Origin of the sequence: Carnobacterium funditum DSM 5970, assembly GCF_000744185.1 — a bacterium.
GTDB lineage: Bacteria > Bacillota > Bacilli > Lactobacillales > Carnobacteriaceae > Carnobacterium_A > Carnobacterium_A funditum.
Genome location: NZ_JQLL01000001.1, coordinates 1,830,734 through 1,854,454 on the forward strand (window position 1 = coordinate 1,830,734; position 23,721 = coordinate 1,854,454).

Consider the following 23,721-nt stretch of genomic DNA (forward strand, 5'->3'; position numbering starts at 1 on the left):
GTAAAGTTTTAGCCGACTTTGCAAGGAACGTATAGTAAAGGGAGTGCTCTGCACTCTCCTGTAAAGCACTAACCCCATTTTCTTCGGAGAATGGGGTTATCTTTTTCAGAGATTCGAAAACGGTTTCTTTGTATTATAATAAGAATATAAAACAAGTGATATTTAGGAGGGATAGGATGGGTTATAGAATTGGTTTAGATATTGGAATCGCTTCTATTGGTTATTCCATTTTAAAAACAGATGAGAATGGAAATCCAAAAAAAATTGAATTTTTAAACTCAGTTATTTTTCCAATAGCTGAAAATCCAAAAGATGGTAGTTCACTGGCAGCTCCAAGAAGAGAAAAGAGAGGGCTACGGAGAAGAAATAGACGCAAAAACTTTAGAAAGTATCGTACCAAGAGATTATTTATAGAGAGTGAACTATTAACAGAAAAAGGTATTCGAACTATCTTTGAAAATATAGCTGATAAAAGTATTTATCAGCTACGTTCAGAAGCATTAGATAAATTATTAACAAATGAAGAATTATTTCGTGTTTTTTATTTCTTCTCAGGGCATCGTGGGTTTAAATCCAATCGAAAAGCAGAACTGAAGGATAGTGACAATGGACCAGTGCTGACAGCTATTAGTGAAACGAAGAAAGCTTTACATACTACTGGCTACCGTACATTAGGAGAATACTATTATAAAGATAGCAAATTTGATGAGCACAAAAGAAATAAAGAACATGAATATTTAACAACGCCTGAGCGTAGTTTACTGGTTGAAGAAATAAAAGAGATCATCTCTAAACAACGAGGATATGGTAACGAAAAACTAACAGAAAAGTTTGAAGAAGCTTTTATTGGAAATCAATCTGATAAAGGGATTTTTAATCAACAACGTGATTTTGACGAGGGTCCTGGTGAGAATAGTCCTTACGCCGGTGATCAAATTGAGAAAATGATCGGTTGGTGTACATTTGAAAAGGAAGAAAAAAGAGCGCCGAAAGCTAGCTATACTTTTCAGTATTTTGATCTATTGTCAACGGTAAATAATCTTCGGATACAAGAATACGCTGGAGAATCATATAGAAATTTAATAGTTGAAGAAAGACAACTACTTATTGATAAAGCTTTTGAGAAAGAAAAAATTACCTATAAAGATGTGAAAAAATTATTAAACTTAGATGAATATGCAAAATTTAATTTGCTTAATTATGGGAGTAAGATTGAAGCCGAGGCAACGGAAAAAAAGACAACCTTCGTTTCTTTGAAAGCGTATCATAAATTGAAAAAGACAGTAGGTAAAGAAGTATTCAGTGAAATGTCCCCAGTTGTTATAGATGAATTCGCGTATATTTTAACAGCTTTTTCAAGTGACAATAGTCGAATGCGTGAATTTAAGAATCGATTAGATTTATCAAATGAGTTAGTTGAAACATTATTGTCTATAACCTTTTCAAAATTTGGAAATCTTTCAATAAAAGCAATGAAAAAAGTTATCCCTTATTTAGAATTAGGAGATACTTATGATAAAGCGTGTGGTGAAGCAGGATATGATTTCAGGCAAAATCATATTAATGAAGAATATATTAAAGAAAATGTAGCGAACCCTGTAGTTAAAAGAGCTGTAAGTAAAACAATTAAAGTTGTAAAACAAATTATCAGTAAATATGGACCTCCGGATGCAATTAACATTGAATTAGCTCGCGAATTAGGTAAAAGTAATGAAGAAAGAAATAAAATAAAAAAACGTCAGGATGAGAATCGCTCTTACAATGAAAAAGTTGCCTCTCAAATTTCAGAACTGGGATTTGCTGTAAACGGTGAGAGTATTATCCGTTTAAAACTTTGGTTTGAACAAAAGAACTTAGATCCATACACGGGGCTATCTATTCCTTTGGATGATGTATTTTCATATAAGTACGATGTAGATCATATTATTCCTTATAGTAAGTCTTTTGACGATCAATTTACTAATAAGGTATTAACGAGTACTGCTTGTAACAGAGAAAAAGGAAATCGTATTCCAATGGAGTATTTAGGAAATAACCCAATCCGTGTAAAATCTTTAGAAGCAGTAGCTAACCAAATTAAGAATATAAAAAAACGTGAAAAATTATTAAAACAAACGTTTAGTAAAGAAGATACAGATGGATTTAAAGAACGAAATTTAAAAGATACCCAGTATATTTCGAAATTATTAAAGAGTTATTTTGAACAAAATATAATTTTTTCTGAAAGTTTAGAACAAAAACAAAAAGTATTCGTAGGTAATGGCGTTGTCACAGCAAGGTTGCGTGCAAGATGGGGACTAAATAAAGTGAGAGATGACGGAGATAAGCACCATGCTATGGATGCAACAGTTGTAGCTTGCATGACACCTACATTAATCCGTATGTTAACGTTATATAGTAGGAGACAAGAGGTTAGAGCAAACCTTGATTTATGGCAAACATATGATGAAAAAGAGGATCCAGATTTTCTGAAATTATCAAAAATTAAAAGAGAACAGTATGAAAGTTTATTTTCTAAGAGATTTCCAGAACCCTGGCCAGGATTTAGAGATGAGCTTTTAATTAGAATGTCAGAAGATCCGAAATCGTTGATAAAGAATTATCCAACAGTTAAAGCTAACTATTCTGAACAAGAAATAATGGATTTAAAACCGATGTTTGTTGTTAGATTAGCAAATCATAAGATAACAGGTCCTGCCCATCAAGAAACAATTAGAAGCGCTAAGCTATTAGACGAAGGCAAGACAGTTAGCCGTATGTCAGTTGATAAGTTGAAATTAGACAAAAATGGTGAAATAAAAACAGCTAAATGGGAATTTTATCAGCCAAGTGATAATGGATGGAAAATAGTATACGAAGCAATACGACGTGAACTTGAAAAGAATGATGGAGATGGAACAAAAGCTTTTCCGGAAAAAGAATTTACGTATGAATTCAATGGACACTCACATACTGTTAGAAAAGTACAAGTAGTTCAAAAAACTACTTTATCTGTTCAATTAAATGATGGAGAACAAGTAGCAGATAATGGATCAATGGTACGAATTGATGTATTTAAAACGGCTAAAAAATATGTGTTTGTTCCCATTTATGTTAGCGATACAATTAAAAATGAGTTGCCTAACAAAGCCTGTGTTGCACATAAACCATATAAAGATTGGCCGGAAGTTGATGAAGCTGAATTTCAATTTTCTTTATATCCGCGAGATATGCTTCATATCAAGCATAAAACAGGATTTACGGCTTTTTATAATGGAGAAAACAAAGGACCTTCAAAAATAAGTGATTTTTATGGGTATTTTACTGCGGCTGATATTGCTAATGCACAAATAAATATTGTTTCTCATGACAACAGCTTTTTAGGTAAAGGTATTGGTATTGCAGGACTAGAAAAAATAGAAAAATATGCAGTAGATTATTTCGGTAATTACCATAAGGTAAATGAAAAAGTTAGGCAAGCATTCCAACGAAAGAAGGGATAATTATGGCATTTCGAAATATTTATATAGAAAATCCTGCTAGGCTAAGTATAAAAGATAAACAATTGGTTGTCAGTCAAAGTAAGGACTATACAATACCAGTTTCAGATATTCAGAGTTTAGTCATTGATAATCTGCAAACAATTCTAACTGCTCCAGCTTTATCTTTTCTAGCTGAAAATCAAGTAGCTGTATTTATCTGTGATCAAAGACATATGCCTAGTGCTGTTCTTACACCGCTAGGGAATTATTCCAGAAAATTGCAAGCCTTAAATTACCAGTTGAGTACTACGAAACGATTTAAAGATAGGATTTGGCAAAAAATTATAAAACAAAAGATTGCCAATCAAGCTACTTGCTTAAAAATGAATGATAAACTAAAAGTACCAGAACTTGAACAGTTATCTAAACAAGTAATTGAGGGTGATCGTACCTATTGTGAGTCTGCTGCAGCTAGGCTTTATTTTATTAATTTGTATGGTGAAGGGTTTAGCCGAAGAGTAGATAATGTACAAAATGCGGCTATGAACTATGGCTATGCAATAATTAGAGGTGTAATAGCAAGAGATATCTGTTCATATGGTTATGAACCTTCATTAGGAGTTTTTCATAGCAATGAACTAAATGCATTTAATCTTGCAGATGATCTTATTGAACCTTATCGTCCTTATGTAGATTTATGGGTATCTAAAAATATTTCAGAAGATGAGCGTTATTTCTTACCTAAACATCGAAGATCGTTAGTGTCGTTACTTTTTACAGAAGTAGAAATAGACGACGAATATCATTCATTGACAAACGCTATTCGGAAAACAGTTTCTTCGTTCTCAAGCTGTTGCCGAGTAAACTCTACAAAGTTTTTGAAATTACCAAAACTAATAATATTGAAACAACATGAGTATGAGTAGATTTATGAGAGTATTAGTTATGTTTGATTTACCAGTAGTAACAAAAAGAGAACGAAGAACTGCGACAAAATTTCGGAAATATCTTTTAAATGAAGGCTATGTTATGTTGCAATATTCAATTTATTATCGAATCTGTAACGGATATGATATGGCAAAGAAATTTAGTTATCAAATAGAAAATCATGTCCCAGAAAAAGGTTCTGTACGCATGTTAACCTTGACAGAAAAACAATTTAGTGAAATGAGATTACTTGTAGGGGACCCTTTACCCAATGAGGAGAAGGTGAAATCCGATAATTTGACCGTTTTTTAGACACGACGAATAACCCTTAGGCCTATACTGCTTGTGGGTTATTTGTTGTACCTATTTAATTTTAGCCGATTTTGTAAGGAACGTATAGCTCTACTAAAATAGTAAACTCTTTTGGGTTTATTTAATTTTAGCCGATTTTGTAAGGAACGTATAGCAACAACGGTCTAAACACTGTTCCCTTAAGGATTTAATTTTAGCCGATTTTGTAAGGAACGTATAGCACAATCTAATCTATGAGTTTATTGAAATGAATTTAATTTTAGCCGATTTTGTAAGGAACGTATAGCAGTATTTAAACTCTTCAACCGTTTGTTTAGATTTAATTTTAGCCGATTTTGTAAGGAACGTATAGCTGCTGATTGAAAACGAGTTCCTTTGTCAACATTTAATTTTAGCCGATTTTGTAAGGAACGTATAGCCCACTGATATCGTTACCATATTTCTCCATATTTAATTTTAGCCGATTTTGTAAGGAACGTATAGCAAGGCAAGGTAACAGTTAAAGTTCATTCCAATTTAATTTTAGCCGATTTTGTAAGGAACGTATAGCAAGGCAAGGTAACAGTTAAAGTTCATTCCAATTTAATTTTAGCCGATTTTGTAAGGAACGTATAGCCACCACCGCCAGTCCCTGTACCGGTCCAATATTTAATTTTAGCCGATTTTGTAAGGAACGTATAGCAGCTATGGAGGATATAGCAGTAGGTGCATCATTTAATTTTAGCCGATTTTGTAAGGAACGTATAGCCGACAGAAGATGCCATGTATCAATCTATCTATTTAATTTTAGCCGATTTTGTAAGGAACGTATAGCCTACAGAAGATGCCATGTATCAATCTATCTATTTAATTTTAGCCGATTTTGTAAGGAACGTATAGCTTTAGGTCTACATTTTTAACGTTAGACATAATTTAATTTTAGCCGATTTTGTAAGGAACGTATAGCCGGCATCTATTATTCACCTGAAGGGGAAATATTTAATTTTAGCCGATTTTGTAAGGAACGTATAGCTGCCGATAGTGTTGAGTTAAAAACAACCGATTTAATTTTAGCCGATTTTGTAAGGAACGTATAGCTTGGGAAGGGTGGAGAAAATGGCACAACTGAATTTAATTTTAGCCGATTTTGTAAGGAACGTATAGCATGAACGGCATAGCGTAAGTTTTCACCCGTATTTAATTTTAGCCGATTTTGTAAGGAACGTATAGCAGATAATGCGTATATACAGGGGTATATTCGATTTAATTTTAGCCGATTTTGTAAGGAACGTATAGCATTCTAGGAGAATAAAATATACCTCTACCAATTTAATTTTAGCCGATTTTGTAAGGAACGTATAGCTGACAGGTGACTCCGTACACCTTTTAAAAATTTAATTTTAGCCGATTTTGTAAGGAACGTATAGCACACTACAGTTTTGTAATTCTGTATATCCAATTTAATTTTAGCCGATTTTGTAAGGAACGTATAGCCAACAGATGGAACGACTACAAATGACCTTGATTTAATTTTAGCCGATTTTGTAAGGAACGTATAGCTTAATCGAGTGTTTGCAAGTAGAGATAAAGATTTAATTTTAGCCGATTTTGTAAGGAACGTATAGCATCCTACCTATTTCAGAAATGTATTAGATAATTTAATTTTAGCCGATTTTGTAAGGAACGTATAGCAAAAGGCGTATTAATACCAGGTATTTGTAAATTTAATTTTAGCCGATTTTGTAAGGAACGTATAGCTGAAATTGAAAGTACACCTGTTGGCATTAAATTTAATTTTAGCCGATTTTGTAAGGAACGTATAGCTGTTGCAAATATAGCAACAAGTGCCAGTAATTTAATTTTAGCCGATTTTGTAAGGAACGTATAGCAGGAAGCAACTAACGACCCTATTATAACAAATTTAATTTTAGCCGATTTTGTAAGGAACGTATAGCAGTTATTAAATTTTGTCATGTTTTACCTCCATTTAATTTTAGCCGATTTTGTAAGGAACGTATAGCACCAATTACGGTTTTTATATACCCCCCCACATTTAATTTTAGCCGATTTTGTAAGGAACGTATAGCACCAATTACGGTTTTTATATACCCCCCCACATTTAATTTTAGCCGATTTTGTAAGGAACGTATAGCACCAATTACGGTTTTTATATACCCCCCCACATTTAATTTTAGCCGATTTTGTAAGGAACGTATAGCGGTATGAACGTCCCTTAGCAAGTGCTGGGGATTTAATTTTAGCCGATTTTGTAAGGAACGTATAGCAAAGAGTAAATACTCTTGAAGTTGAGGCAAATTTAATTTTAGCCGATTTTGTAAGGAACGTATAGCTTTGTGTTTGTAGTGCCTCGCCTATAATAAATTTAATTTTAGCCGATTTTGTAAGGAACGTATAGCTGCCTGTATTGACATTGAACCAAATGCAACATTTAATTTTAGCCGATTTTGTAAGGAACGTATAGCTAGGTGTAAACGTTCTCGCTTGCGTTGGTTATTTAATTTTAGCCGATTTTGTAAGGAACGTATAGCAATTTGTGGTTTGCGTGTTCTCATGTATTATTTAATTTTAGCCGATTTTGTAAGGAACGTATAGCCTCTGACTCACTGCTATTCATTCTGCTTCCAATTTAATTTTAGCCGATTTTGTAAGGAACGTATAGCTTACATGTATAACCATGTTTTCTAAGTCTAATTTAATTTTAGCCGATTTTGTAAGGAACGTATAGCAGAAGAAAAAGTCTTGAACAATGTAGGTTCATTTAATTTTAGCCGATTTTGTAAGGAACGTATAGCTCTACTAATATAGTAAACTCCTTTGGGTTTATTTAATTTTAGCCGATTTTGTAAGGAACGTATAGCTGCTGATTTATCCAAGATGCACGATTTAACATTTAATTTTAGCCGATTTTGTAAGGAACGTATAGCGGAAAAACAAGGACTGTTAACTATTGTTGAATTTAATTTTAGCCGATTTTGTAAGGAACGTATAGCAGTCTTATCAGATTGGTTAAACATATCGTAATTTAATTTTAGCCGATTTTGTAAGGAACGTATAGCATTGCAGATATGAAACAAAAGATGATCTCTATTTAATTTTAGCCGATTTTGTAAGGAACGTATAGCAATACAGGTGAGAGTGTAGAAAGTACGACAATTTAATTTTAGCCGATTTTGTAAGGAACGTATAGCAGAACCCTCAAGCCGGTGGAATGTGGTTTGATTTAATTTTAGCCGATTTTGTAAGGAACGTATAGCGGCTTACAGACAAGTCAGGCCGTGCAAGATATTTAATTTTAGCCGATTTTGTAAGGAACGTATAGCGAATACTATCCGTGTCACAATACAGAAAACATTTAATTTTAGCCGATTTTGTAAGGAACGTATAGCATTTGCCCATAAAAGTGTGTTGTCAAAAGCATTTAATTTTAGCCGATTTTGTAAGGAACGTATAGCCACCACCTCCCGTCCCTGTACCCGTCCAATATTTAATTTTAGCCGATTTTGTAAGGAACGTATAGCTACATGTTGGCATACACAAATTACATGGTCATTTAATTTTAGCCGATTTTGTAAGGAACGTATAGCTTCTAATGGGCCTGATCCAGGAGAAGAAGAATTTAATTTTAGCCGATTTTGTAAGGAACGTATAGCCCAAAACGACTTGACTTTCCAGTTCCTGTAATTTAATTTTAGCCGATTTTGTAAGGAACGTATAGCATTGCAAATGATTTCAATATGAAGGTTGGAATTTAATTTTAGCCGATTTTGTAAGGAACGTATAGCGGGAAGCGTTAGAAATCAACGCGATGGCAGATTTAATTTTAGCCGATTTTGTAAGGAACGTATAGCAATACAGGGTAGGATGAAAATAAATGTTACATTTAATTTTAGCCGATTTTGTAAGGAACGTATAGCATATAAAGGTGATAATTTAATTGTCATTGAATTTAATTTTAGCCGATTTTGTAAGGAACGTATAGCCGATTTTGTAAGGAACGTATAGCCCTAGGCGTTATTCCATTGAGGGATTAGGTATTTAATTTTAGCCGATTTTGTAAGGAACGTATAGCCCTGTCTGATTAGAGAGCGTTCTAGGTAGTATTTAATTTTAGCCGATTTTGTAAGGAACGTATAGCCCTTCGTCATCAACCCATAAGTCTATATCAATTTTATTTTAGCCGATTTTGTAAGGAACGTATAGCTAGTTCATTATTGGGTATGTAGGGCTTGCCATTTTATTTTAACCGATTTTGTAAGGAACGTATAGCTCTTAAACAATGAACTCATATCTTACTCGCATTTTATTTTAGCCGATTTTTTAAGGGAAATATAGCCGAAGTAACAAGGAATGCTAAGAGTCAATTCTATTATAGATGATTTATTTGATGAATGATTCTTCTATTCTTTCAACAAAATGAAGAATACTGAAGGAATAATTTTATACCCTCAAAAAGATAGGAAAGGCAGACAAGTTAGTTAAAATTGTACCATGCAAGCAAGTATGATTAAACAACAAAGCTGATAGATGTTTTATTGTGTTATATAATAGGAAATAGGGAGAAGATAACCAATAAGAGAGGATGAAACAAATGAAAGACACAGAGATTATTGTGCCACAATTAGAAAAGTTTCTAGTAGAACATGGCGATGATTTTGAAAATGAGGATGAGGCAATTCAGGCCTTTATAAAGCAATACAACCAACAAATCAAAGACCCTTCTTTATTTGAAGAATTGTCAGACAAAGATCGAGCCAATAGTGAGCTTGAAGAGATAGCCTATGCCCAAAATGATAAAGAGTACAAAGCAATTATAAGAAAAGTATTGAAATTAGATCCAGATAACTTGGATGCTCGTTATTATAAGTTGCAGTTAGATGTAGAAAAAGATACCTATTTAAAAGACTTTAAAAAATTAGTCGATTTTGGTTGGGAGCTGATGCAAAAGGAACAATTGGATAATGCTGAATCGCTGGGCCATTATTGGTTGATTACAAAAACTCGTCCTTTTATGCGGGTTAAACAGGCTTATGCGGATGCTTTACTCCAATTTAGTCGACTCACTTTAGCAGAAGAACAGTATAAAGAGTTGCTTCAATTGAACGAAGGAGATAATCAAGGTGTCCGATACAATTTAATGAGTGTATACTATCGATTGGAAAAGACCGTTGAAGCCCAAGAACTGAGTGAAAAGTACAAATATGATCAGAATTCTCCTTTATTTTTGATTCCATTAATTTTGTTGAGTTTGAAAATTGGGGATGAAAAGACGGCAAAACGTTATTACAATCTGCTACAAAAAGAACATCCTTATACTTCTGAGATTTTTAAAAAGAAAGAACTAGATGTAGAAAAAGCATTAACAATGTTGGAGTCTGAATCTTATTCGCCAGATAGTGGAGAGGATATTTATCTTGCTATAGCTATGAATATCGATGTGTTTATGACCGCTCCAACAGATTTGTATTATTCTTGGTTTAAAAAGAATTTGAAAAAGAGCCTACCTAAAAAATAACGAGTAAGGCTAATAGTAGTTTCAGAAATACAACTTTCGCTAAATAAGACTGGAGGAGGATTGTTATGGCACTTAGAAAAGATTTTTTATGGGGCGGCGCTACAGCAGCTAATCAATGTGAAGGCGGTTACAACAAAGGCGGACGTGGGTTGGCAAACGTAGATGTTATCCCTATTGGAAAAGACCGTTTTTCTATCATAACAGGTAAACAAAAAATGGTTGGTTTTGAAGATAACTACTTTTATCCAGCCAAAGAAGCTATTAACATGTATGAACACTACAAAGAAGATATTGCTTTATTTTCAGAGATGGGATTCAAAGTCTATCGTTTGTCGATTGCGTGGAGTCGTATTTTCCCATTAGGAGACGAAACAGAACCTAATGAAGAAGGCTTGCAATTCTATGAAAATTTGTTTAAAGAATGCCATAAATACGGCATTGAACCGTTGGTGACTATCACTCATTTTGACTGCCCGATGTATTTGGTTGAGAAATATGGCGCTTGGCGTAGCCGTGAAATGGTTGGCTTTTATGAAAATCTTTGCAACGTTATTTTCCGTCGGTATAAAGGGCTCGTAAAACATTGGTTAACGTTTAATGAAATAAATGTCATTTTACATGCGCCATTTTTGAAAGCAGGATTGTATTTTGAAAAAGGCGACAATGAAGAGCAAATCAAATACCAAGCGACTCACCATGAACTAGTAGCGAGTGCCATTGCTACTCGCATCGCTCATGAAGTAGATTCAGAAAACCAAGTAGGTTGTATGTTAGCTGCAGGGGATCACTATCCTTACTCTTGTAAACCAGAAGATGTTTTCGCAGCACAAGAAGCTGATCGTGAGAGTTACTTTTTTGGTGATGTTCAATCACGAGGCGAATACCCAGCTTATGTGTTGAAAAAATTAGCACGTGAGGGTATCAAAATTCAGATGGAAGAAGAAGATTTAGCGTTGTTGAAAGAAAATACGGTCGATTTTATTTCTTTTTCGTATTACTCTTCACGGGTAGTTTCGACCGATCCCGAAATAAACGAAACAACAGAAGGGAATAGGGTTACTTCTGTGAAAAACCCTTATTTAAAAGCAAGTGAGTGGGGCTGGCAAATCGATCCATTAGGTTTAAGAATCACAATGAATTCATTGTATGACCGGTATCAAAAACCACTCTTCATTGTTGAAAACGGCTTGGGGGCTACTGATGAACCAGATGAGAATGGTTATGTGATTGATGACTACCGCATCGCGTATTTAGCAGCTCACCTAAAAGCAATGAAGGATGCTGTTGAACTAGACGGTGTAGATTTGATGGGGTATACCAGTTGGGGTTGTATTGATTTAGTCAGTGCGGGTACAGGTGAAATGAAAAAACGTTATGGCTATATTTACGTTGATCGCGACAATGAAGGAAATGGAACACTAGCTCGTTCTAAGAAAAAATCATTTGATTGGTATAAGAAAGTCATTGCAAGTAATGGGGAAGATTTGTCTTTTTAATTAACTAATTGAATACACTCGATAAAAAAGAGCCTACATATTAAAATATGGGCTCTTTTTGTTGACTCGCCTGATTTTTAACGTAAATTCTCATACAAAGCGGTAATCCACGAATCAAAGTTTTCTTGTTCTTCGTATTGCATGACATCATACATTTCAGAACTAACCACTTGAAATTGTTTTTTGAAAGTCGCTAAGTCAAATTCTTCCATTTGTAAGTCTCTTTTAACCCGACTAAAAATTTTAGCAAAGTCTTTGCTGCTGTATCTGATATCTCTTCTCTTTAGAACAAGAGGGACGCCTTTTTTTGTGATGCCCATGGTTTCTGCCGCATTAAAAGCAGCTTCTTTAACAGCGAAAACTCGATCGTTTGATGCAAGTTTTGTTAAGATATAACGTGATTTTTGACAATCGTATTTTGCTAATTCATTGACAGCTGAGAGTCTAAGTTCCCAATCATCTTTTGTAGTAGCTTTCGTTTTTAATTCTTCTATATTAGCTGGTTCTGCTTGTATGATTTTCATAAATGCGTTGCCTCTTTCTATTTCTTTCTTATTATTCATACTATAGCGTTCGTATTACTATTACAAGGTTATTTGGATTAAATAATTCATTTTCACCATGTTTCATGCATACATAATTCACTAAACTCATAAAGAAGGAGCGTTAGTAATGACTGCTATTGGAACAAGTCAATAAGGTTCCAATGCAGATACGATTAAAAATAGGATGTTAAAAAATAAACTGTGTGGAGCTGCATCTGCTGAAAACATCTTTGCAAGGAGTGAAGTGGATGTCGAAGTTTCTTTTGCGCGCACGTTCTAGAATGAAAATTCGATATGTGAAGGAGGTGGGTCTAGTTTGTAAAGTACCCAGCTGCTTCTTTTTGTCTTTTTATACTTTAGAAAGTCACCTTTTATGAAATATTCTAAGAAGGGGACGTAAGGTTAAGGAAATACAAGCAAATAAAGGCTCTCTCCTTAAATTCAGGGAGCTCCAATAATAGGAGTTAAACTACCCATAATAAACATGAGACTAGTAATGACATTATTTTTATTTCGGTTAATTTTTTGGCATAAGCAATGCATCCTTTCCCTTTTTTTCTAATCGCTTCAATGGTACTTTTTTTGTAAAAAGGTTAGAATAAAGAAAAAGAATAGAGCCTAAAAGCAATAAATAGAAAAATTTTCGGAATGACTGCGATAAGCCGCTTAAAAGAAAGATTTTTTGAATCGCTTTAATTAAGTTTTAATATAGCCGATTAGAGTTCTTTTTGTATAGTTGAAAGATGCAAGAAGAGTCAACAGAGCAGGTCTAGAGTATGGATTAAACAAAATGCTAAGTTACTTATACTAGGACAGTTGAATTTAGTTATTCTCACTAACTTGAAAGCGTTATTAAGTTTGCAGGAAGCAATAGAAACAGAAAAAATTAAATGAATAATTTTTTTATACGATCATCATCTGGAAAAGGGCTGAATGATTTAGATGACATTAAATGAATATAAGGGAGCGAGACAGTATGACAAAGAGAAATGAAAAAGAAGTGGCTTTTGAGCGAAGAGAGGAACTCATCAACAGACTAAAAACTCGCTTTGATAAAAATAGTAGGCGTCATGAACACTTTGAATGGGAAAAAATAGAAATGAAATTAAATGAAGATGGTGGAAAACTGTGGTCGCTTAATGAGATGGAAAAAACGGGCGGAGAACCAGATGTCATTGGTTATGATGATAAGGAAAATATCTATATCTTTTGTGATTGTTCACAAGAAAGTCCTAAAGGCCGTAGATCAATTTGCTATGACTTTGAAGGATTAGAATCGAGAAAAAAGAATAAGCCAGAACAAAATGCGGTTGGTATGGCAGCGGAAATGGGCATAGAACTGTTAACCCCAGAACAATACAAAGAACTACAAAAAGTGGGCGTTTTTGATACGAAAACATCAAGTTGGGTGAAAACGCCCGTTGATATTAGAAAACTCGGAGGGGCTCTTTTTTGTGATTACCGATTCGGACAGGTTTTTTTATACCATAATGGAGCAGAATCTTATTATGCGGTGCGAGGATTTCGTGGTTTATTGAGAGTATAGTTTTTTAGTTTCTGGAATGGAAGGAATGAAGTGAGATGAAGATAAAACAAGGAATTGAAAATATAAAAAAAAGCATTTGGCTGTACCCAGTCGCTTATAGCATACTAGCTTTATTGCTAGCGAGTGTCGTGATTTTGTTAGACAATGGTTATCTATTTGATATGCGACCTTATTTACCAGAGTTTTTATTAACTAGTGCTAGTCTTGCAAAAGCTGTTTTAGGTGTTATTTCAAGTGCCTTTATTACGATTACAACCTTTACCTTTTCTACAACAATGGTTGTATTGAGTATCTACATGAGTGAATTTTCACCTCGTGTGGTAGAAAACTTTTTGTCTGATGAGCGGACTATGAAATCATTTGGTATTTTCGTTAGTGGATTTATTTATAGTATTACTTGTATGCTTTTTATACGAGAAGAAATTTTAACAAAACCCATTCTTGCAGGCACAATCGGAGTTATTTATATTATTTTTGGCTTATTTAATTTTATTTTATTTATTAATAGTGTTGGGAAATATATTCAGGCTAGTAATTTAATTAATCGGCTATATAATCATGCTCAAGAGGTAATTGCTTCTTATAAAAAAGAAATTAGTCAATATGAGTTTGTTTCAACGGTAGGGGTGGAACTTCAAGAGCCGGGCTACCCTATTAATGTGATGGAAAAAGGTTATATCCAACAAATTGATTATGAGCAATTATTTGAAGTTGCAAAAAAACACAATGTAGTTATTAGACTCAATAGAATGATTGGTGAGTTTGTAACAAATGAAGCAACGATGGGTGAATTATTGTCTGATTCATCTAATGCTGATTCTAAGATAGTCATTGAAGAAATTCATGAGTTTATGTTAGTGGGAATGAGACGAACGGAAGACCAAGATTTTAATTTTTCTATACAAAAAATTGTTGAAGTAGCCTTGAGATCATTGTCAGCAGGCATAAATGATCCGAACACAGCGATTTTCTGTATTAATAGTCTGAGCCTGTTGGTAGGGGAGTTTTGTACGTTAGAAGAAGGGTATATTGTGATGTGCGAGAAAGACATAGAAGGAAAAGTATATCGAGAAACCTATAACTTGGATAGAATGTTACGCGATACTTTTCTTCAAATCATTCACTATGGTCAAGGAGACGTGCACGTCATGCTAGCAGTATTAAAAGCATACCATCATATGACAAGTGAAGCAGAGGGTGAGAATAAAAAGGTGATTAAAAAACAAGCGAAGTACCTTTTTGATCGTCTGCTTAAAAAATACGATGATACGATGGAAAGACAAATGATAACAGAGGCTTACGAAGCAATTCAAACATTAGAAGTTCGTTCTTCAAATCTATGATGTTTAAAATAGACTAAAGTTTATTTTTATCAGAGGAGATCCTATTTAAAAAGAAGAAAAGCAAAAGGTGAATCTATTCCACTTTAAGGCAAGAAAGTAGCATCCAGTCGCTTCGTTTTTTCTTTTCTTTTCTATATCTATATTTTTCTACTATCATATGCCCAGTGAAGAAGGGTTTGTCTTTGTTTTTTCCTGCAGCTTTGGTCTTTATTTTCGCAATTTTTTTTGATTGCTCCGGCATGTCTTTTTATGGCTTTCCATCTTTTAATTTGGATTTGGTCTTCTTCAGGTAATCTGCGACCATAGTAATAACGACAATACCATTGAAACCAACCTCGCGGGTCGGCTGAATGAATCCACCCTTTTTTTTGCCACGTTTCTAACGACAAGGAGGCATCAACTTGATAATAGTTTAGAGAAATATCTTTCTTTTCAGGAGACAATTTAGCATGTTCAAACCAATCGCTTGGAAATTCATCCGTACAATCAGTCATATATTTTCCACCGAAGATACCTAACTCCAAGAGTTCTTTGGGAGACAGTTCAGGTTTAAATTCGGAATCAAAGTTTTCGCCCGGTTCTTGGGTTAATTCATATTCCCCTTTTTGCATGTTATCATTAATCTTGATTATTTTTTTCATAGTAACGTCCTTTCTTTGGATAGAATAAGAAGATGGATACTCAAAAAGAGAAACAGCTGCTTTTTATTGTCTAAATAAGTCTACCTTACTTTCTCAATTAGTGATAGGAAGATAACTTTTTTGCTGAAACAGATGAAAAGCGAATAGCAAGTACTTATCTTTTTTTCGGGGTAATCTTATCTAATTAAGGGATAAGAGAGAAATTCAATGAAAATAAGAGTATAATAAAGCATGACGACACAAAGTTAGTGAGTCAGGAAGTGATGAAAAATGAAACCAACAATAACGTATGAAGAAATAGTAGCAGAAAATAAAAGCCACAGAGTTGGCTTTGTAGATGTTCGCAGTCCCAAAGAACACGAATTTTCTACGATTCCTGGGGCAGTTAATATTCCTGTTCTAGACAATGAGACACGTGCGACAGTAGGCACCTTATATGTAAAAGGGCAAGTAGAAGAAGCCAAACAATATGGTATAGAGTGGGCTGCTAGTCAACTTGCTAGTACGTATACTCGTTACCAAGAATTATTGAACCAATACGATGAAATAGTTATTTTTTGTAGTAGAGGCGGAATGCGTTCCAATTCTATCTTTTCCTTATTGAAAGCATTAGGACTACCAGTAAGCAGATTGAGTGGAGGGTATAAAGCCTATCGTCACTATATCAATGAGCGTTTAGAAACAGAATTAACGAAGGCAACATTTGTGACTCTTTATGGGCTTTCGGGTAGCGGAAAAACGGAAATTTTAAAAGAACTATCAAAAAAAGGGGCAAAAGTATTAGATTTGGAAGGTTGCGCTAATCATAGAGGGTCTATGTTAGGAAGTATCGGCTTGTCTGAACCACATTCTCAAAAAGCATTTGAAAGTCTCCTTTTTGAAGCTAGTCAAGAATGGCAAGAGGGAGAAGTTGTTTTTACTGAAGGTGAAAGCAAACGGATTGGAAATGTTGTCATCCCTTCAAGTCTATTTTCTGCCATTAAAGAAGGAAAAGAAATTTATATAGAAGCGCCACTAGATTTGCGTGTCGCTCAGATTCATCGTGACTATGTAAAAGAAGACAACCAAGAAGAACTATCCGATTCCTTGGGTGCTTTAAAAGCATTTGTAAAAGAAGAGCGAGTCAATCAATTTCAAGAACAAGTGATGAATGGTGAAGTAGATTTAGTTATTGAAAGTCTACTTGTTTCTTATTATGATCCTCGTTACAATCACCATAAGACACAACGGGACCTAACACTTGTTAGTTATGACGCTAAAGAAACGGCAGAAAACATACTAGAATGGCAAAAAGAAAGCGAGAAAATTGAAAAATGAAAACGCAATGGATGGATGGTTTATTTATATGCGGTGGCTGTAATGCAAAAATCGGTCCCGGAGATTTAAATGGAATTTTAGCGGCGTTGCCTAAGCAAACAGATGAAAATTTATTGGTAGGTTTTGATTCTGCAGATGATGCAGCGGTTTATCAACTTAGTGAAGACTTAGCGATGATTCAAACGATGGATTTTTTCCCAGCTATGGTCAGTGATCCACGACTGTTCGGTCAAATCGCAGCAGCCAATGCGATGAGTGATGTCTTTGCAATGGGTGGAGAAGTGATGACAGCGATGAATATCGTATGTTGGCCAGAAGAGCAACCGTTAGAAATATTATCTGAAATTCTGGCTGGTGGACAAGAGAAAGTCCAAGAAGCTGGTGGTATTCTAGTCGGAGGACATTCTATTCACGATTCTTTACCAAAGTATGGCTTATCTGTCTCAGGGAAAGTACATCCTGAAAAAATTTACAGAAATGATACGTGTGAAGAAGAGGATTGCTTGATACTGACAAAACCTCTAGGAACAGGTATTGTTACAACTGCTTATAGTGCTGGTGAAATGGGAGAGGAAGAGTTTCAAGCAGCGGCGATATCTATGACCACATTAAATATCTATGCGTCTACTATTTTTAAAAAGTATACGGTACATAGTTGTACAGATGTAACCGGATTTGGCCTACTGGGACATCTGAATGAGATGTTAACGGATCGTTTCAGCTGTGTGTTAGAAAGCTCAGCGATTCCTATTTTAAAAGGAGCCTATAAAGGCGCACAAGAATTTCTTGTGACAGCTGGTGGACAAAGAAATCGAAACGCATTAAGCTCTCAGGTAAAGTTTGAGTTTGACGATTACGCTTTAGAAGAAGTGCTCTTCGATCCTCAAACTTCTGGGGGCTTATTAGTCAGCGTGCCAAAAGCAGTAGCCAATGAATTGTTGCATGAATTACAAACTAAAGGGATAACAAGTGAGATAATTGGAGTCGTCACAAAACGCTCTGAATATAAAATGACAGTCTATTAACCAGTCCTTAAAAATAGGAAAGAAGGAGGAAAAGCTATGCAAGAAATAAACGCACTAGGAAACGCTTGTCCAATGCCAGTTATTTTAACAAAAAGAGCTATGAAAGAATTTCCCAATGAAGATTTGACAATCTTAGTAGACAATGAGATTGCTACTCAAAATCTCACTAAAATGGCAGATCAATTGGGATTTAAAACAACAGTAGAAAAAAAAGGTGTTTCTTATTATATTGTTCAGTTAACCAAAGAAACAACGGATGTCAACTTGGCTAGTCAAGCTGCGGAACAAGAGCCAGCCTTTTCAAAAAAAGAGAATGGAGCTCAAAAACAACCTTATATCGTTAGTATTCATTCTGAAACCATTGGCGATGGATCCGAAGAATTAGGTTCAACTTTAATGAAAAGCTTTTTCTTTTCTTTATCAGAACAAGAACAATTACCTAAAAAAATTCTCTTTTATAATGGCGGAGCTAAATTGACAGCAGAAGGGTCTCCTGTTTTGCAAGATTTGCAAGCAATGGCTAGTGATGGCGTAGAAATATTAACATGTGGTATTTGTGTAGAATTCTTTAATTTTGAAGACAAGCTTATGGTAGGAGAAGCTACTAATATGTACCGCATTGTTGAATTGCAAAGCCGCTATAAAACGGTCTCTCCATGATCAATCGCAAACATTACGGGATCGTTGTATTCCCGAGTTCATCAGCTGCCTCACAAGCTGAAATTAAAATCGGTGAAAATGGCTGGCATTGTCGTTTGATTCCTATTCCCGAACAAATTTCAGCAGGTTGCGGTTTGGTATTGCAACTTTCGATAGAGGATTTAAAAGAAATTGAAGCATTTATCACGAAAGAAACGGTTATTTATGATGAAATCTATGAAGTGATGGTTTCAAAAGAACGCAAAAAAACTATTTTGCCTTGGCAACAACAAGGATAAGGAGGCAGCGATGTATTATTTTGATAATAGTGCAACTACACTGATTAAGCCGCCTCAAGTAGCCGAGGCAGTGTACCACGCTATCCAAAACCAAACGATTGGAAATCCTGCTCGCGGCAGTCATGCACCGGCACTTCAAGCATTACGTCAAGTCGAGCAAACGCGCATGAAAATTGCCCGATTATTTAAGGTACAAGATGCTAGCCAAATAAGTTTCACCTCAAATGCTACGTTTGCTTTTAATTTGCTCTTAAAGAGTCTATTAAAAGCAACAGATGCAGTGATTACAACAAAAAATGAACACAATTCGGTACTAAGACCACTCTATCAATTAGAAAAAGAAGGCATGCAGCTAGATTTTCTTGCATTAGATGAGATGGGACGGGTACGATTGGACCAATTAGAAAGCTTGTTAAAAGAAAATACCAAAGCCATCATCATCAATCATATGTCGAATGTCACTGGTCAAATGATCAACTTAAAAAAGGTTGGAGTATTTTGTCAAAAGCATAGAATTTTACTGATTGTGGATGCTGCACAAAGTGCCGGTGTAGTTCCCATTGATATGGTTGAGATGCATATCGATGCGTTGTGTTTTACGGGTCATAAAAGTCTTTATGGTCCTCAAGGAACAGGTGGGATTGTTTTAAATCATTCTAACCTTAACTTGGAAACGGTATTCAGTGGAGGAAGCGGAAGCCATTCTTATGACAAAGAAATGCCACAACAGATGCCTGGTTTTTTTGAACCAGGAACCTTGAATGTGCATGGTTTGGCAGGATTGGAAGCGGGTTTGGATTATGTAGCACAGCAATCTGTAGAATCGATTCAAAAAAAATTACAAGAATTGACGTTGTTTTTTCTTGAAAAAGTATCTTCTGTTCCTGAGATTCAAGTTTATGGTTGTAATTTACAGCAAATTAAAAAAAATCCACAAGAACATGGCGCAATTGTTAGTTTGAATTTAGTTGGCTGGAGTTCAGGAGACTTAGCTGATATTTTGTACGAAGACTACGATATATGCGTGCGTTCAGGCGCGCATTGTGCTCCTCTTGTACACCAGCATTTCCAAACAGTCGATAGAGGCATGGTTCGTTTCAGTTTTTCTAGTTTTAATACAAATGAAGAAATAAATGCAGCTATTCAAGCATTGACAGAGTTGGCTTTAGAAAATTAAAAAAAAGACGAACTTTTGAGTCAAACTAAAAGTGTACTTTACCCTGAAAGTTAGAAAACAAATCTAACTCTTGGGGTATTTTTATGTTCATGGCCAAAGTTATTTGTAGGCTGCAAAAGATAAACGCCTCTTATGAAGGATTACTGTGATTGGATTCATTCTTTCATTTATCCTAGTTTAGGGTTAACTTCTTTTCCAATGATTATGGTATTGATCATAATCAAAAGCGGGTTTACATTAACATCTAAACATAAGTTCTTTCTAAAAACGGTATTGTTTGACATTGTGGCATAAAAAAATTAGACTACGGATGTAGATATAAGAAAGGAAGATAGAATATGAAAAAGAAGAAAATTATCGGAGGAGCGATAACCTTGTCCTCATTAGCTTTGCTGGTTGCTTGCGCACCTCAAGATAGTGGCAACCAAGAATCTGTTGATACAAATGCACAATCTAGTATTCAAGTTTCTGAAAGTAGCGACGTGTATCAAACAATGAATGAATCGGATAGCATGAAGGAAATGGAACAGGACGACTCTGGAGAAATACTCAAAGGCTTGCAAAAGGCTGAAAATCCAACTTATGTAATGGGAGATACTGTGATTCTTCAAACTGACCATATGGAAGGCATGAAGGGAGCTACCGGAACTATTGTGGGTGCTTATGATACAGTTGTTTATGAAGTGACTTATGAACCAACGAATGGGGACTCTTTAGTAGAAAATCATAAGTGGGTCTTAAAAGAAGAAATTCCAGAAGCGCGCAGTCAAGAAGAACCTTTAAATGAAGGAACAGAAGTAACATTAGAAGCAAGCCATATGGAAGGCATGGAAGGAGCAACTGCGACTATAAATTCTGCTGAAGAAACAACAGTTTATATGCTAGACTATCAACCAACAGATGGTGGGGAAACAGTCAAAAATCATAAATGGGTTACAGAAGATGAATTATCAAAAAAATAGAAAATAGTTAAAATTTATTAGTATGATTAGTTCTGAATGATCCGTAGATGATGTTAAAACCCACTAACGATCCATTAGGATGCTACTTTTCATTTTCTTAATGGAGAAACTTATAATTAACGGTACTGGTTTCTTGAAAAGGGATAAGTCAGAGCCAAAAAATGGCAGTCAATTGATCCTTTATTAAGACTAAGTGGACCAATTGACTGTCATTTGATCGTGATGTGTCCATTTTTGTTCTTTTTTGGGCGAGGTTTCAATAGTAATGAAACGGGTTCTATAAAAAAATTGTGAATCACTCAGATTAGTTAGATCATTAAAATAATGAGAGCTCTCCCTAAATCTTTTTATTAGTGAGAGCTTTTTTTTGATATAAAATAATTAGAATCCTTTTAAAAAAGTAAACCCTAAAAAATAAGCTTTTACCAATTATAGGTAAAGATATTTTTAGTCATATCAACAAATAGTACCTATTTAGCTTGATTTGACGAGTAAAATACTTATAGAAACTTGATGTAGGTCAATTTTTTAATTAGTTATATCGCCTATACTGAATAGAATAACAGATAGGAGGAAAACAATTATGAGTAAAGCCGTATATCAATTAGAACCATTAACTTGTCCGTCTTGTATCAAAAAAATCGAATCAACTTTAAGTAAAACAGCAGGGGTTGAATCAGCGAAGGTAATGTTTAATTCTAGTAAAGTGAAAACAGAATCGATGAATCAACGATGCGCCGGCTATTGCAACAGCAGATATTGGTTTAGCCATGGGTGAAGGTGGAACAGATATTTCAATGGAAACAGCAGATGTCGTGTTAATGGCAGATAAATTAATGCAGTTTTCCCATGCCTATTCATTATCGAAAGCAACAACTAGAAATATGAAGCAAAATATAGTCGTTGCAGTTGGTGTTGTAGTTATGTTATTAAGTGGTGTCTTGATGGGAAGTGTCCATTTGGCAGTGGGGATGTTTATTCATGAAGCTAGCGTACTAGTGGTTATTTTAAATGCTATGCGTTTGATCCGCTTCAATCATAAAAATAGGCAAGCAACTAATAAGTTGGATACGGTACTTGTAAAAGCTTAATCAAAAAAATCAAAAAAATTACAAAAAGGATGCAAAGAAAATAAACTGGACCCAAAGTTAGATTGAACGTTAACTTATATGGTGCAGTTTTTTTTATTGGACCAAAAACTACCAATGAAGTTTATTTCTTTAAATACTCAAAATCTATAGAACAAAGCACCATTGATTAAATTAGTCAATGAAGCAGAAGAACAAAAATCACCAACTCAACTTTTCACAGATAAGTTTGAAGCGGAGTTTGTTCCTTCCGTTTTAATTTTAGCCTTTTCACTCAACTTTGCTTTCTTATTTTTAAATGAATCCTTTAGTGAAAGCTTTTATCGTACGATGGCTGTTCTTGTAGCAGCAAGTCCTTGTGCATTAGCTATCTCTACACCGAGTGCTGTTCTAAGCGGCGTAGCTCGAGCTTCGCAAAGTGGTGTACTCATTAAAGGAGGTAGGCTGCTAGAAAACTTAGAAGAATTAACTGCATTAGCTTTTGATAAAAAAGGAACTCTTACAGAAGGTCTGCCAAAACTGACTAAAGCTATTCCCTACAAAAATACAACTAAAGAGGAATTGTCGACAGCATCTTTTGCAGTTGAACGATTAAGCGATCATCCTTTAGCTGCTGCAATTGACAAAGGAGTATAAAAACAAATAGACACAGATTCGCTAGAGGAGTCGTCTAATCTGCAAGCTATTATAGGCCGTGGAGTAACAGCTAATTGGCAAGGAGAAAAAATTTATGTCGGAAATAGAGGCTTATTTGAAGGGGAGCTCTCTGTTTCTATTTCTGAAGACTTATCCGAAATCTTACAAGAGTAAGAGGGAAAAGGATATACTGTTATGCTAGTTCGCAATGAATCAGCTTTCTTAAGTGTATTAGCTTTAATGGATACACCTCGAGAGGATGCCAAAATGGTCATTTCTCGTTTGAAAGAGATTGGGATTAAACGAGTGAGTATGTCAAAAGGAGATAACCAGCAAGTTGCTGACAGCGTAGCCAAAGCGATTGGCATAACTGATGCTTTAGGTAGTCTTCTTCCAGAAGGTAAAGTAAGTGCAAGTGAAGAGATAAAGAAAAAAGAATCGAAAGTAGCTATGGTTGGAGATGGAGTGCATGATGCACCAGCAATCAAGAAAAGTACAGTTGGGATTGCAATGGGTGCTGCAGGCTCAGATGTTGCTTTAGAAACGGCAGATATCGCATTGCTGTCAGATGATTTGACTATTTTTCCGTTTGCAATTGCTTTGAGTCGAAAGAGTAAAAAATTATAAAACAAAACGTATGGATTAGTCTAAATGTCACGGCTCTCTTAATTCCAATTACAATTTTCGGCTTTATTGGAATTGGACCAGCCGTTATTTTTTATGAAGGATCGACTTTAATCGTTGTATTAAATGCCTTACGATTACTTGGCTTCAAAAAATAAGTTGTTAAATAAG

The 23,721-nt window shown here is 34.9% G+C and carries 18 protein-coding genes, 1 pseudogene and 1 CRISPR repeat array; of the genes and pseudogenes, 17 read left to right on the top strand and 2 right to left on the bottom strand.

Annotation, left to right across the window (positions count from 1 at the left end):
• Window positions 1–176 precede the first annotated feature (176 nt).
• The 5 genes from cas9 to BR44_RS08595 all read left to right on the top strand — a co-directional run bounded on the left by cas9 (window position 177) and on the right by BR44_RS08595 (window position 11,708).
• Window positions 177–3,482, top strand: coding sequence for a type II CRISPR RNA-guided endonuclease Cas9 (gene cas9, locus BR44_RS08575; protein ID WP_034551888.1), 3,306 nt, complete (start codon window positions 177–179; stop codon window positions 3,480–3,482).
• A 2-nt stretch (window positions 3,483–3,484) separates the two neighbouring features.
• The gene (gene cas1 / locus BR44_RS08580) at window positions 3,485–4,387 is read left to right on the top strand and encodes a type II CRISPR-associated endonuclease Cas1 (protein WP_034551890.1); all 903 of its coding nucleotides are present in this window, start codon (window positions 3,485–3,487) and stop codon (window positions 4,385–4,387) included.
• A 4-nt stretch (window positions 4,388–4,391) separates the two neighbouring features.
• Window positions 4,392–4,700 (top strand): CRISPR-associated endonuclease Cas2, encoded by a 309-nt coding sequence (gene cas2 / locus BR44_RS08585; protein WP_034551891.1) that lies wholly within the window; start codon window positions 4,392–4,394, stop codon window positions 4,698–4,700.
• A 53-nt stretch (window positions 4,701–4,753) separates the two neighbouring features.
• A CRISPR array of direct repeats spans window positions 4,754–9,033; the repeat unit is 36 nt; unit sequence ATTTAATTTTAGCCGATTTTGTAAGGAACGTATAGC.
• A 255-nt stretch (window positions 9,034–9,288) separates the two neighbouring features.
• Window positions 9,289–10,212 (top strand): tetratricopeptide repeat protein, encoded by a 924-nt coding sequence (locus BR44_RS08590; protein WP_034551892.1) that lies wholly within the window; start codon window positions 9,289–9,291, stop codon window positions 10,210–10,212.
• Window positions 10,213–10,277: 65 nt separating this feature from the next.
• Window positions 10,278–11,708: a 6-phospho-beta-glucosidase gene (locus BR44_RS08595; protein ID WP_034551893.1), complete on the top strand. Its 1,431-nt coding sequence runs from the start codon at window positions 10,278–10,280 to the stop codon at window positions 11,706–11,708.
• 77 nt (window positions 11,709–11,785) lie between these two features.
• Here BR44_RS08595 and BR44_RS08600 read toward each other — a convergent pair whose 3' ends face one another.
• Window positions 11,786–12,232, bottom strand: a complete 447-nt coding sequence (locus tag BR44_RS08600) for a hypothetical protein (protein WP_034551894.1) — start codon at window positions 12,230–12,232, stop codon at window positions 11,786–11,788.
• Between the two features lie 997 nt (window positions 12,233–13,229).
• Between BR44_RS08600 and BR44_RS08605 the strand changes: the two genes are divergently transcribed.
• Complete coding sequence (locus BR44_RS08605) at window positions 13,230–13,799, top strand: DUF4256 domain-containing protein (protein WP_034551895.1); 570 nt, start codon at window positions 13,230–13,232, stop codon at window positions 13,797–13,799.
• Window positions 13,800–13,834: 35 nt separating this feature from the next.
• Entirely contained in the window at window positions 13,835–15,142 is a 1,308-nt protein-coding gene (locus BR44_RS08610; protein WP_034551896.1) for a DUF2254 domain-containing protein, read from the top strand.
• Window positions 15,143–15,279: 137 nt separating this feature from the next.
• Here the strand turns inward: BR44_RS08610 and BR44_RS08615 are convergent, their stop codons facing one another.
• A complete protein-coding gene (locus tag BR44_RS08615; RefSeq protein ID WP_034551897.1) occupies window positions 15,280–15,783 on the bottom strand; it encodes a hypothetical protein in 504 nt (167 codons plus the stop codon).
• A 270-nt stretch (window positions 15,784–16,053) separates the two neighbouring features.
• Here BR44_RS08615 and mnmH point away from each other — a divergent pair, with 270 nt between their 5' ends.
• The 10 genes and pseudogenes from mnmH to BR44_RS11735 all read left to right on the top strand — a co-directional run.
• Window positions 16,054–17,100 (top strand): tRNA 2-selenouridine(34) synthase MnmH, encoded by a 1,047-nt coding sequence (mnmH, locus tag BR44_RS08620; protein WP_034551898.1) that lies wholly within the window; start codon window positions 16,054–16,056, stop codon window positions 17,098–17,100.
• Entirely contained in the window at window positions 17,097–18,125 is a 1,029-nt protein-coding gene (selD, locus tag BR44_RS08625) for a selenide, water dikinase SelD (protein ID WP_034551899.1), read from the top strand. The genes mnmH and selD overlap by 4 nt, the downstream gene beginning before the upstream one ends.
• A 36-nt stretch (window positions 18,126–18,161) precedes the next feature.
• Window positions 18,162–18,785 (top strand): sulfurtransferase-like selenium metabolism protein YedF, encoded by a 624-nt coding sequence (yedF, locus tag BR44_RS08630; protein WP_034551900.1) that lies wholly within the window; start codon window positions 18,162–18,164, stop codon window positions 18,783–18,785.
• Entirely contained in the window at window positions 18,782–19,063 is a 282-nt protein-coding gene (locus BR44_RS11150) for a putative Se/S carrier protein (RefSeq protein WP_051912642.1), read from the top strand. Before yedF ends, BR44_RS11150 begins: the two co-directional genes overlap by 4 nt.
• A gap of 10 nt (window positions 19,064–19,073) precedes the next feature.
• Window positions 19,074–20,240: an aminotransferase class V-fold PLP-dependent enzyme gene (locus BR44_RS08640; protein WP_034551901.1), complete on the top strand. Its 1,167-nt coding sequence runs from the start codon at window positions 19,074–19,076 to the stop codon at window positions 20,238–20,240.
• Between the two features lie 338 nt (window positions 20,241–20,578).
• Window positions 20,579–21,202: a YdhK family protein gene (locus tag BR44_RS08645; RefSeq protein WP_034551902.1), complete on the top strand. Its 624-nt coding sequence runs from the start codon at window positions 20,579–20,581 to the stop codon at window positions 21,200–21,202.
• A gap of 583 nt (window positions 21,203–21,785) precedes the next feature.
• On the top strand, window positions 21,786–21,980 hold the full coding sequence (locus tag BR44_RS08650; RefSeq protein WP_051912644.1) for a heavy-metal-associated domain-containing protein: 195 nt from the start codon (window positions 21,786–21,788) through the stop codon (window positions 21,978–21,980).
• Window positions 21,973–22,293, top strand: coding sequence for a cation-translocating P-type ATPase (locus BR44_RS08655; RefSeq protein WP_034551903.1), 321 nt, complete (start codon window positions 21,973–21,975; stop codon window positions 22,291–22,293). The genes BR44_RS08650 and BR44_RS08655 overlap by 8 nt, the downstream gene beginning before the upstream one ends.
• Window positions 22,294–22,455: 162 nt before the next feature.
• Window positions 22,456–22,926: an HAD-IC family P-type ATPase gene (locus BR44_RS11730; RefSeq protein ID WP_051912646.1), complete on the top strand. Its 471-nt coding sequence runs from the start codon at window positions 22,456–22,458 to the stop codon at window positions 22,924–22,926.
• Between the two features lie 192 nt (window positions 22,927–23,118).
• A pseudogene (locus BR44_RS11735) lies at window positions 23,119–23,553 on the top strand (HAD-IC family P-type ATPase); the annotation flags it as partial.
• Between the last annotated feature and the right edge of the window lie 168 nt (window positions 23,554–23,721).